This is a genomic window from Saccharibacillus qingshengii (assembly GCF_013185195.1).
Lineage (GTDB): Bacteria > Bacillota > Bacilli > Paenibacillales > Paenibacillaceae > Saccharibacillus > Saccharibacillus qingshengii.
In genome coordinates, this window is record NZ_JAAZWC010000053.1 from 1 (window position 1) to 11,483 (window position 11,483).

Consider the following 11,483-nt stretch of genomic DNA (forward strand, 5'->3'; position numbering starts at 1 on the left):
TTCATTCTACACGAATCCGGCCGTGGGCCTTTTTATATTCAGTTCGAGGTGTTGCACTTCATTTTACAATCCGTCATATACCGCAAGAAGCAGGAACAAACGCAAAAATCGGTTGGTCGGAATGCCGATAGTATAGTATGCTGGAGTTCAGAAATCCTCAATAAGGGAAGGAAGATCCATACTTATGAATCCGAAGAAACCGATATCCCTGTCCCCGCTCGTCGAGCTGTTGGGACTTGAAGGCCACGTCGAAGGCGGCTGGCATAAAGAACTGTGGAAATCCTCGTTCACCATTCCGCAAAGCGCGCTGCCGGAAGAATACACGGGCGACCGCTTTGCGGCAAGCTCGATCTATTTCCTGCTGCATCCGGGCGAGTTCTCGGAATGGCATGTGGTGCACTCCGACGAGCTGTGGCTGTGGCATACCGGAGGTCCTCTGGCTTTGACGCTCGGCGGCGACGGGGAAGAACCCGTAGAAGGCGAAGAAATCGTGCTGGGTCCGGATACGGCAAACGGCCAATCGTTCCAGGGACTCGTTCCGGGCAAACATTGGCAAAAAGCGCGTCCGCTCGGCGATGAGCCTGTGCTGGTCACCTGCATCGTAGCGCCGGGATTCCATTACGACGACTTCAAGTTGATCGAACGCAAATAAGATGCGCGCGTACACATTCGGCCAGCTTCTGCATGTCATCGAACTCGGGCAAACGGCCGAAGCCGCGGACGGCGAACGCCGGATGCAGCTGCTTACCGAAGGGCTGGTCTGGCTGAACGGCCCTTACGCGGGTCAAATTGTACGCGTACAGGGGTATTTGCTCAGCGACTTGTGGACGATTGTGGAAGACGAATCGTCCGCGGCGCCAAGCGAAGAACGGATACAGTGGCAGCGCAGGCGTCTGGAAATGCTGGAAAATCAGTGGTTCGATCAGCGGGAGCGGCGGTTTGAGCGGACGGGCGCCAAAGGGGAAATCGAGGGAAGCGGAGGGCATGGAGGTGCCGAAAACGAGACGGTTTAATATTCGCACGAAAATTTTGGGCGGCTATTTGTTTATCTTGGTCTGCCTGGGACTGTCGCTGCTGGCGATTTCGACACAGGTACGCAGCCTGCAGCAGTCGAACGCTTTTATCAGCAGCCACGACATTGCCGTTCACGACGAAGTCAGTGCGCTGGAGAAACATACGCTGGATATGGAGACGGGGCAGCGCGGGTATCTGCTGACCGGCGACCGCGATTATCTCGAGCCTTACAATAACGGACGAACCCAGTGGGAGAGCACGTATGGCAAGCTGCTGGATCTGGTATCCGACAATCCTTCGCAGCAGAGAAACTTGACCATGATCCGCAGCAATATCGAACAATGGGTCACCCAAATGGGGGACAAAACGATCCAACTGCAGGATGCCGGAGAAAACGAGGAGGTACTGACCTACTTCCGCGGCGATTCCGGGAAGCTTGCGATGGACGAGATCCGCGAGCAGCTCGATACGTTCCGGGCCATTGAACAAAATTTGACCGAGACGCGGGTCGCGCAGCTCAAAGCGGCCAGCGACCGGACCATCTATGCGATGGCGGGGTTGTGGCTGCTGGTCGGAGCCGTGTCCATTCTGGCCGCGATGACCATAGCCGGCAGCATTTCGAAAACCCTTTCCCGCGTGACGGACGCCATTCGGGTGATGACGGCGGGCGGCACGCTGGACAAGCGGATCGAAGTCAGATCGAACGACGAGATTGCCGATCTGGGGCTGGCGACGAACGAACTGCTGGACAAGATCGAGAAAGAAGATTACCACAAGGAGCGGCTGATCAAGCTGGCGGAGCTGCTGCAGGAGAAATCGTCCGCTTCAAAAGGCAGCCTGGCCGAATCGTTCATGTCCAGCGTCTCCGAGTCGATGAAAATTCCGGTCGGCGTATTCTATCTGGCGGATCCTTCGCAGAAGGTTCTGACGAAAGTTGCGGCGATCGCCGAAGACCGGGAACATGCCGAACGCAGCGACGGGGTACAAATCCGGTTCGGGGAAGGGCTGGTCGGACGCTGTGCAGGCGAAGGCCGCACGCTTCATCTGACCCAGGTGCCCCCGGATTATGTGAAGATTTCTTCGGCGCTCGGCCGTTCCGAATCGGCGGAAGTGCTTCTGATTCCCGTGATGTACAACGGGGTGGTAAAAGCCGTGGTCGAATGGGCTTCTTCGACTCCGTTCGCCAGATCCGAAATCGAACGTCTGCAGCGCAAAGCGGAACTGCTCGGCAGTACCCTGCAGACGATCGAAGCCAGACAGGAGATCGAACGTCTGTACCGCGAATCGCAGTCGCTGAACGAAGAACTGCAGGTCCAATCGGAAGAGATGCAGGTTCAATCCGAAGAACTGCAGGTGCAGTCGCAGGAGCTGATGACGCAGCGCGACGAACTGGAAAGTATCAACGAACAGCTCGGCGCGCAGAAACATGCGGCGGAACTTGCGGTGGAAGACGCCGAGAAGTATGCGCAGGAGCTGCAGATCAGTTCCAAGTACAAATCGGAATTCCTGGCCAATATGTCGCATGAACTGCGTACGCCGCTGAACAGCATGCTGATTCTGTCGCAGATCCTGGCCGAGAACGAAGGGCGAAGATTGACACCAAAAGAACAGGAATACGCTTCGAGCATCTACGCTTCGGGTCAGGATCTGCTCAGCCTGATCAACGATATTCTCGACTTGTCCAAAGTGGAAGCGGGGAAAATGCAGATCGAGCTCGGAACGGTGGATCTGGGCAAAGTGGCTTCCGACATGAACCGCTACTTCGCCGAACCGGCTATACGCAAACAGCTTGATTTCCGGATCGAGATCGAAGAAAATGTGCCGGCTTTGATTATTACGGATGAGCTGCGGCTGCAGCAAATTCTGCGCAATCTGCTCTCGAACGCTTTCAAGTTTACGGATCGCGGCGAAGTGGTGCTGCGGATCGGCCGGGTGCCGGGCAAACGGATGAATCCGGAAGGCGCCGCGTACGACCAGCTCGCCTTTAGTGTCAACGATACGGGGATCGGGATTACCGAAGAAAATCAGAAGCTGATCTTCGAAGCGTTCCGCCAGGCGGACGGGACCATCGCGCGCAAATACGGCGGTACCGGGCTGGGGCTGTCCATTTCGACGCAGTTGGCGCTGCTGCTCGGCGGAGAAATCACGCTCGACAGCCGTTACGGCGTCGGCAGCACGTTCTGTCTGTATCTGCCCTGCATCAAAGAAGACGGAGAGAATGCGGACCTGTTCGTACCGCTGAACGTCCGCCGCAACTGGGCCGGCAATCCGCCGCTGTCGGACCGGCTGTCGGACGCCCGAATGAACTTTGGAAACGGCGAAGAAAACGACGAAGGTACGCCTTCCAATCGTTTGGATGCCGAATACCCGGGTTCGATCCGGATCGTACCGGATTCGGAAGGCGGCGAGCAGGGCGGACCGTATACGCCGGGAGTGCTGTTCCCTCCGGCCGATAACGAGCCGGAACGGCCGTTCGAAGATATGCGGATGATGATCGTCGACGACGATATTCGGAACGTGTACGCGCTGACCAGCATGCTGGAGAAGCATGGCGTAGACATCACGGTCGCCATGACGGGACTGGACGCGCTGGATAAACTCCAGACGGACGGGCCGTTCGATATGATCTTTATGGATATCATGATGCCGGAGCTCGATGGGCTGGAGACCATGCGGCGGATCCGCCTGGCGCCGACTCCGACCCCGGTTCCGATTCTGGCCTTGACGGCAAAAGCGATGAAAGAAGACCGGGAAAAATGTATGAATGCCGGAGCTTCCGATTATCTGACCAAGCCGCTCGACATGGATCTCGTTGTGGAACGAATGAAGGTTCTGCTTGGCTTGTCGGGACGGATCGCAGACTGACTATCCCGCGCAGCAAACCGGCAGCAATAAACGAAAAAGCCCGAGAAACCGGATCAGCGGTTTCTCGGGCTTTTTGATATTTCGAATCGCACACGCATTCTGCCTATATTCCCGGAAGCTTGTCGCCTTCAACCGGGAAGCTGTTCGCGTCCGGACTGCCGGGCATGCCGGTACAGTTCGGCGTAATGGCCGCCGCTTGCAAGCAGCTGGGCATGCGTGCCCTGTTCGGTCACCTGGCCTTCCTGCATGACGAGAATGCGGTCCGCGTGCATGATCGTCGACAGCCGGTGGGCGATAACGATCGTGGTACGTCCCTGCGAGACGGAGGTGAGCGCCTCCTGAACGAGCTTCTCCGTCTCCGAGTCGAGATTGGCGGTCGCCTCGTCCAGAATCAGGATCTTCGGCCGGAATACGACGATCCGGGCGAATGAGATCAGCTGGCGTTCGCCGGCCGACAGCCCGCTGCCGCGCTCCGACAGATGCGTGTCGTAGCCGTTCTGCAATCGCAGCACCATCGGATGCGCGCCGACGAACCGGCACGCTTCGATGACCTGCTCGCGCGTAATGTCTTCCCGGAACAAGCGTACGTTGTCGACAATCGAGCCGGCGAACAGATACGGATCCTGCTGGATCAAGCCGACGGCTGCATGCAGATCGCTCTGGGCAATCTGCGGAATATCGGTACCGTCGATCTCGATCGAACCCGTATTCACATCGTAGAACCGGTTGAGCAGGCTGATCAGGGTACTCTTGCCGGCCCCGGTCGTGCCGACGACCCCAATCATCTCGCCGGCTGCGATATGCAGATTCAACTCTTTTAATACCGGACGGTCCGCCCGGTAGCCGAACGTCACATTCCGGAAATCCAGTTCGCCGCGAATATGCTGCGGGTCGAACGGGCGCCTGGCCTGGGCTTCGGGTTCGCGCACCTCGGACTTCGTTTCCAGGACCCGCTGAATGCGCTCGACCGCGACGGTCGTCGATTGGAACGTGTTCCACTGCATCGTAATCTGGTTGATCGGCTGGAAAAACTGGCGGATATAGCTGACAAACGCGTACAGCACGCCGACTTCCATACTCTGTCCGAGCACGGCCCGTCCGCCGAGCCAGACCATCAAGACGAGCGCGGCGTTGCCGAGAATGTCGAAAGTCCGGTTGAACAAGACGTTCGAGCGGATCTGCCGCAGATTGGCTGTCCAATAATTGCGGTTCTGCTCCGTGAAGCGGCCGAGCTGTTCTTCTTCCTGGCGGAACGACTGGATCAGTCCCATGCCCGACAGATTTTCCGCGGTAAAAGCGATCAGCCGGGACAGCCGGCTGCGCGCCTGCTGGTACGTGCTGCGCAGGTAAGAACGAAACAGCGCGGCGACGATGAAGATAACCGGCAGGATCAGCATGGAAAAAGCGGCCAGTTCGACGTCCAGACTGAACATCAGCGCGATAATCAGCACCAGCATCATGCCGTCACGTACGAGGCTGAGCAGCACCTGCGTGAAGAATTGGCTGATCGTCTCCGTGTCATTCGAGACGTTCGTGACCAGGCTGCCGCTGTGCGTCCGGTCGAAGAACGACATGGACATTTTGGAGATATGGCCGAACAGGTCTTTGCGAATCCGGGCGATGATGCTCTGCCCCGCGTACTGCAGCAGATTGTTTTGCAGATACGTGAATACGAAGCTGACGACCGCGATGCCCAGGTAGAGCAGGCCGAGCTTGACCAGCGCGCCGCCGCCTTCGCCTTTGACCAGATGGTCGTCGATCGCGATCTGGACGATCAGCGGCTGCAGCAGTTCGGCGGAGATGCCGAGCAGCGCGCAGAAGGCGACGCCGACAAAAGCAAGCCGGTGCGGCTTCGCGTAGCCGAGCAGCAGCTTCAGCGTCGAAGACGTGGACGGCTTTTCCTCATGCGGCTTGGAGACGGGTTCTTTTTGCGCGGGCAGCTCTTTATTCAAGTTCGTCATGATGCAATCCCTCCTCCTGCAGCCGGTGCAGCATCGCGTAAGCGCCTTCGCGCCGCAGCAGTTCTTCGTGCGTCCCGCTTTGCACGATCCGTCCTTCGCTCAGCACGACGATCTCGTCCGCATGCTTGACCGCGCTGATCCGGTGCGAGATGATGATCGTCGTTTTGCTGCGCCGTTCGCGGACCAGATTGTCGAGGATGCCCGTCTCGGTGACGGAATCCACGGCGCTCATGCTGTCGTCGAGAATGAGCACCTGCGCTTTTTTGGTCAGGCCGCGGGCGAGACTCGTCCGCTGGCGCTGGCCGCCCGACAACGTCACGCCGCGCTCGCCGAGCCGGGTATCGAAGCCTTCCGGGAAGCGCGAGATGTTGTCGTAGATCATGGCCCGCTTGGCGCCGGTCTCGACCTTTTCCATCGGCGCTTCCCGGTCACTGAAGGCGATGTTGTCGCGGATAGTCGTGCTGAACAGGAATCCGTCCTGCGGCACGTAAGCCAGGCGTTCCCGCAGACTTTCGAGCGACAGGTCGCGAATATCCGTGGCGCCGAAGAACAGCGAGCCGCGCGGCGGTTCGTAGATACGCAGCAGCAGCTTGACGAGCGTCGTCTTGCCGCTGCCCGTCCGCCCGACGATCCCGATCGTTTTGCCGGGGGACAGCGTGAGATTGATATCTTTGAGCGCCGGTTCGCGGCTGCCCGGATAGTTGAATGTCAGATGTTCGAACCGGATTTCTTCCGGACGGTCGAGCGTGCGCGCATCGGCTTCGTCCTGCACGTCGGGCTCTTCGTTCATCAGGCGGTTGACCCGTTCGAGCGAAGCGCCGGAGCGCTGCATCATGTTGATGACGTTGCCGATCTGCTGAAGCGGGCCGACGATGATGCGCATGTACAGCGTCAGCGAAACGAAGCTGCCGAGCGTAATGCTGCCGTTGAGCGTCTGCGTGCCGCCGACCAGCAGCGCCAGCACGAGCGACAGCGCGCCGAGAAACGGAATGGCGGCCTGAAACAGCGACGACAGCCGGACGAGGAACAGTTGGGTGGAACGAATCATGTCGACTTTTTCGCCGAACCGGTTTTCGGCGATCTGTTCCGTTCCGAACGTCTTGGTTACCCGGATGCCGCCGAACTGCTCTTCCGCCGATTCGGTCATGCCCGCAAGCGATTCCTGCACGTGCATCGATCGTTCTCGGATCTGGGGCCCGATGCGCACGACGATCAGCGGGATGAACACGAGCGGGCTGATGCAGATCAGAATCAACGACAGCGGAATGTCCCCGATCATCATCATGACGATACACGACAGCAGCAGCACGACCGCGTTCGTCGTCTGGGTGACGCCGTTCGAGATCGATTCGCGTACCGACTGGACGTCGTTCGTGACGTAGCTGAGCAGCTTGCCGGTGCCTTGTTTGGAAAAAAAGTGCTCGCTCAGCGTGGAGAATTTGCCGAACAGCTTCTGGCGGACTTCAAATTCGAACCGGCGGCCGAGACGCATGACCTGATACTGGCCGAATCCGAACAGCACGCCGTACGAGACGCCGATGCCCAGCAGCAGCAGGGCGAAATGCAGGACGGAATCGTAGCTGAGCACGCCGGTTTGCAGATCGTCGGTAAAGCGGCCGAGCACGAGCGGCAGCGCCGACTGGACGACGTTTGCGACCACGATCAGCAGCACGGCGAGCAGATAGCCCGGAATATGCGCGGTGACGTAGTCTTTGAGCAGTTCTTTGCCTTTCAATTGGACTTCAACTCTCTTTCGAAGTGTCCGTCGGCTGCGGAAATGCGGACGGGATCGGTGTATACATCCCGCTTGCGTGCCTGCACTGCGGACGAAAATGGGGGCGGACGAATCCGGCGGACAGACGGATTCGTCCGGCGAAGCGGCCCGGAGCAGCGCTCCGGACAGTGAACAGGCAGAAGCGATCCGCGCAGCGCGCTTCTCGTCCTGCCTGTTCGGGGAACGGTTTTGCTTTTCATTACTTATCTATTACCCGGCGGATGAAGCGGCAAACGAAAAAACGTTTCGAGTGCAGGGAGATAGAGGGCGAAAGCGGGAATTCGGAGAACTCAAAAAAGAACCGGAGCTTCTCCGGTTCTCAACGTGTCGCGAAAGGTCTGCTTCCGAGTGAAGCGAGGAGGCGAAGGGAGAAATTCAGTGTAGGAACGATAGTGTTCGCCTTTGTGGTGCAAGTTCATCCAAAATCAGGATATGAACTTGCACCGTTAATCGGGGAAATTCTGCTAAATTTCAATCCCTTTCCCCGATTTCAACACGCGACCGAAACGAATTTCTCGCGCAGTTGACAAGCTTCTCTTACGAATAGGACTTTCTCGACAGCCTGAGAACCGGAGCTTCTCCGGTTCTCAACGTGTTGCGAAAGTCTGATTCCCGGCTAAGCGAGGAGGCCAAGAGAGAACGAGCGGAACAGGATCATCGGCCGTCCGCTTGCGGGCTAAATGTAATGCAGCCCGTATACGTAAGGCAGGGGGATCGGCTCGAACCAGCCGGGAATATCGCCGAGCCGGGGGCTGTTCGGATCGAACAGCACGCTGTACCATTCGCTTCGGCTCAGTTCCCGGCCGCCCGATGCCGTAAATACCCGCCCTTCTTCATCGACCCGAAGGGCTTCGGTCCACGGCAGCAGCCACAAGTCGTAAGCTTGGTCCAGCAGCAATCGGACGTCCGTCACCAGCAGCGTTCCGGCATTGGGAACGGAGAAGCCGGCCGCTCCGGGCGTTTGGAGAAGCAGCGCTTCAAGTTCGCGCTCCTGCCAAGGCACGTGGACATGCAGCTCGTTCAGGCCGCAGGCATCCGGCAGCGATGCCAGCAGCCAGGCTGCTGCCTGCGGATTGCCGCCGTAGGCGATGACCGTCGGCGGATTGCCGGACGGCGTATCTGCTGTCCGAGCGGCGTCCGTTTCGCTTCCCAGCGGGTGAAACGGACCGGGCGGCACGCCAAGCACGGCGTAGGCGGCCGGTTCTTCCCCGGCTTCGGCGAGGATCACGCGCTGCGCAAGCCCCAGAACGCCGCAGAACGCAGCGGCGCCGATCCGTGCGCCGAGTCCCGCGGCGCTTTCTTCAACGTGGGTATCGCCCGCGCGATGCAGGGCATGAAGACCGGGCAGGTCCTGCGGCCGGGCTTCGCGCAGCCGGTAGGAAAGCCCGCCCGGCGCCGCGGCTTCGGCCGGGCGCAGCACGATCTGCGCAGCGCGGCCGAACGCGGCGCTGCCCGCCCGCGTATACAGCGGGCGGGCGCCGGAGACGAAGAGCAGCGGGGCTCCGGCTTGTCTGGCGTGAGCGATGCACAGCTCCAGCAGCCGGCCGGCGAGGCCGGCGCCCCGCTGCTCGGGCGCCGTGCAGACCGAGCCGATCGAGAAGGCGCGCAGCATCGCCGCGCCGCCGACGCGCAGCGTCGAAGGGGTGAGCCCCATGAAGGCGGCGAGCGCTCCGCTATCGGCAAAAGCGCCGTAGGAATGCGCCACGCCCGGCGAGAACAGGGGCGGGAACAGGTCGATCATCGAAGGCAGCGTATGGGGACGGAATACGGAATCCGACAACCGTGCGGCTTCGGCGAGTTCGTGCGGTTGCATTAAGCGATAATCGGTCATGGACGCAGCTCCTTTAGTCATTCGATAGGTGCCGCGAATATAACAGAAAGCGCTTTGATTTGCAAAACGAAGCAGCGGAGTAATTAGGCGAAAAGAACCAAGTTTTGTTTCCGCAAAATTAAGTTGACGCGCTGCTTGCTTCCTAGGTATGATGGAAAAGTCTTTTATTTAGCACCTTACAAATATGGCAGGAGGAATATAGGTGGGTTTCCCCGAACTTTTTTCTGGGCCTTACAGCCTAATTACGGGTTTTGTTTTCTGGTATCCTTTTATTATGGCCCTGTTTTGGATGGCAGGTTCTCTTCTTTTTCTTAAGACCAAAGAATCCAAAAAAGACGCGTTGGACATCGAGGAAATGGATTGGCCGATGATCAGCATACTGGTTCCCTGTTACAACGAAGAAGATACCGTCGAAGAAACGGTCCGCAACCTCGCAGCGCTTTCTTATCCGAAAAAAGAGATCATTTTGATCAATGACGGTTCGAAAGACGGGACGGACAAAATCATCAAAAGATTGTCGGAAGAATACGATATGGTCAGAGCCATTCAACTGCACGAAAATCGCGGCAAAGCGAATGCTTTGCAAGTCGGCTTGTTCGCCTCCAGATCCGAATACCTCATTTGCGTCGATTCCGACGCCCTCCTTGCTGATACAGCCCCTTATTATTTAATTCGTCATTTCTTTAAAGGTGGAGAAAGACTTGGAGCCGTGACCGGCAGTCCTGCGATCCGCAACCGCAATAATCTGCTTAGCAGGATGCAGTTGGTCGAGTACGCTTCGATTATCGGAGCCATCAAGCGGACGCAAAGACTGTTGGGAAAAGTTATGACCGTATCCGGAGTCGTGGTCGCTTTTCGCAAAAAAGCGCTTGTGGATGTCGGCTTATGGGATCGCGATATGATTACCGAAGACATAGCGGTCAGTTGGAAGCTCCAAAAGCGTTTCTGGGACGTTCGTTATGAACCGCAGGCCATTTGTTGGATGCTGGTACCGGAAACCTTGTCGGGTATTTGGAAACAGCGCGTTCGTTGGGCGCAGGGCGGCCAAGAAGTCATTCTCCGTCACTGGAAAATTCTGTTCAGCTGGAAACAGCGCAGAATGTGGCTGATTTACCTCGAACAATGGATCAGTATCTTGTGGGCATTCAGCTGGCTTTTTGTCACGCTGCTGCTGTTGGTTACGGCCGATACGATCCAAGACCGGCTCCTCTGGTTTACGCTCACTTCGTTTACGCTCGTACTCATCAGCTTGGTTCAGTTATTTATCGCGCTTGTAATCGACTCCAATTATAACCGCGTATTGAAATATTATTTCTGGGCAGCCTGGTACCCGGCCATTTATTGGATGGTTAATACGTTCGTCGTTATGGCCGCAGTCCCTCGGGCTATTTCGTCTCGCCTGAAAGGAGGTTACGCTGTATGGAACAGTCCAGACCGCGGCATGAAGAAGAAAGCTTCCTGATCGTAGGCAACCGGTCCTGGTTTCGCGCCTGCGTCGATTTCGTTTTTTCGTTAGCTTTTTGGATATACGGGCTGGTTGTGTTCTTGTTTTTCTTATCGGCTACTTTGGGATGGAACAACGGCCTTACAAAAGTGCTGCATGCTTCTTTTCACACGATAGATCAAGATGTCCGCAATTTGGTGCTTTTGGCTATGGGTATTTTCTCGCTGTTTTACATCGCGCTTTATATTAACCGTATATACAATAAAAAAAGATTCGGTACGCTGCAAAGACGAACCTATCCGCCCCCCGTCGATAACCTGGAACTCAAGACGTTAGGGTTGATGGATCCGGAGACGATCGAGAAATTGCAAACCCAAGATTACACCGTTTTCGAGACGAATCCGATTATTGCTCTTGAAAGTAAAAAGCCGTGACCCAAAGGAAGGCTGTTTGACTGATTCGCCTTGCATCCTTTTCACCATTTATGGGCGCATGCCAAAAACTACGGATTTTTCGAACTAGTGCCTTGACCGCTTAACATTTTAGCTTTATCCTCTCCTTATCGAACCGAAAATCGGGAGGGTTAAGCGATGA

8 protein-coding genes are annotated in these 11,483 nt (G+C 57.2%); 5 read left to right on the plus strand and 3 right to left on the minus strand.

Features of this window, described 5'->3' with window-relative positions:
* Positions 1-184 precede the first annotated feature (184 nt).
* Genes HRQ60_RS22765 through HRQ60_RS22775 form a run of 3 tightly spaced genes read left to right on the plus strand, consistent with a single transcriptional unit; the run spans position 185 to position 3,879 of the window.
* Positions 185-652, plus strand: a complete 468-nt coding sequence (locus tag HRQ60_RS22765) for a cupin domain-containing protein (RefSeq protein WP_172200755.1) — start codon at positions 185-187, stop codon at positions 650-652.
* A gap of 1 nt (position 653) precedes the next feature.
* A complete protein-coding gene (locus HRQ60_RS22770; RefSeq protein ID WP_172200758.1) occupies positions 654-1,013 on the plus strand; it encodes a hypothetical protein in 360 nt (119 codons plus the stop codon).
* Entirely contained in the window at positions 991-3,879 is a 2,889-nt protein-coding gene (locus HRQ60_RS22775) for a CHASE3 domain-containing protein (protein ID WP_172200761.1), read from the plus strand. The genes HRQ60_RS22770 and HRQ60_RS22775 overlap by 23 nt, the downstream gene beginning before the upstream one ends.
* A gap of 128 nt (positions 3,880-4,007) precedes the next feature.
* On the opposite strand, the gene HRQ60_RS22780 is transcribed toward HRQ60_RS22775, so the two are convergent.
* The 3 genes from HRQ60_RS22780 to HRQ60_RS22790 form a co-directional block, all read right to left on the minus strand.
* Positions 4,008-5,840, minus strand: a complete 1,833-nt coding sequence (locus HRQ60_RS22780) for an ABC transporter ATP-binding protein (protein WP_172200764.1) — start codon at positions 5,838-5,840, stop codon at positions 4,008-4,010.
* Positions 5,824-7,575: an ABC transporter ATP-binding protein gene (locus HRQ60_RS22785; protein WP_172200765.1), complete on the minus strand. Its 1,752-nt coding sequence runs from the start codon at positions 7,573-7,575 to the stop codon at positions 5,824-5,826. The genes HRQ60_RS22780 and HRQ60_RS22785 overlap by 17 nt, the downstream gene beginning before the upstream one ends.
* A gap of 715 nt (positions 7,576-8,290) precedes the next feature.
* Positions 8,291-9,445, minus strand: a complete 1,155-nt coding sequence (locus tag HRQ60_RS22790; protein ID WP_172200767.1) for a GNAT family N-acetyltransferase — start codon at positions 9,443-9,445, stop codon at positions 8,291-8,293.
* 289 nt (positions 9,446-9,734) lie between these two features.
* Between HRQ60_RS22790 and pgaC the strand changes: the two genes are divergently transcribed.
* Both pgaC and HRQ60_RS22800 read left to right on the plus strand, forming a co-directional pair.
* Positions 9,735-10,907, plus strand: coding sequence for a poly-beta-1,6-N-acetyl-D-glucosamine synthase (gene pgaC, locus HRQ60_RS22795; RefSeq protein WP_246281458.1), 1,173 nt, complete (start codon positions 9,735-9,737; stop codon positions 10,905-10,907).
* Positions 10,865-11,323 (plus strand): hypothetical protein, encoded by a 459-nt coding sequence (locus HRQ60_RS22800; protein ID WP_172200771.1) that lies wholly within the window; start codon positions 10,865-10,867, stop codon positions 11,321-11,323. The genes pgaC and HRQ60_RS22800 overlap by 43 nt, the downstream gene beginning before the upstream one ends.
* The last annotated feature ends 160 nt before the right edge of the window (positions 11,324-11,483 follow it).

Bases quoted from the DNA above. Each gene is read 5' to 3' on its own strand.
- HRQ60_RS22770 (WP_172200758.1), top strand. From the start codon at position 654: ATGCGCGCGTACACATTCGGCCAGCTTCTGCATGTCATCGAACTCGGG.
- pgaC (WP_246281458.1), top strand. From the start codon at position 9,735: ATGGCAGGTTCTCTTCTTTTTCTTAAGACCAAAGAATCCAAAAAAGAC.
- HRQ60_RS22800 (WP_172200771.1), top strand. From the start codon at position 10,865: ATGGAACAGTCCAGACCGCGGCATGAAGAAGAAAGCTTCCTGATCGTA.
- HRQ60_RS22790 (WP_172200767.1), bottom strand. From the start codon at position 9,445: ATGACCGATTATCGCTTAATGCAACCGCACGAACTCGCCGAAGCCGCA.
- HRQ60_RS22780 (WP_172200764.1), bottom strand. From the start codon at position 5,840: ATGACGAACTTGAATAAAGAGCTGCCCGCGCAAAAAGAACCCGTCTCC.
- HRQ60_RS22765 (WP_172200755.1), top strand. From the start codon at position 185: ATGAATCCGAAGAAACCGATATCCCTGTCCCCGCTCGTCGAGCTGTTG.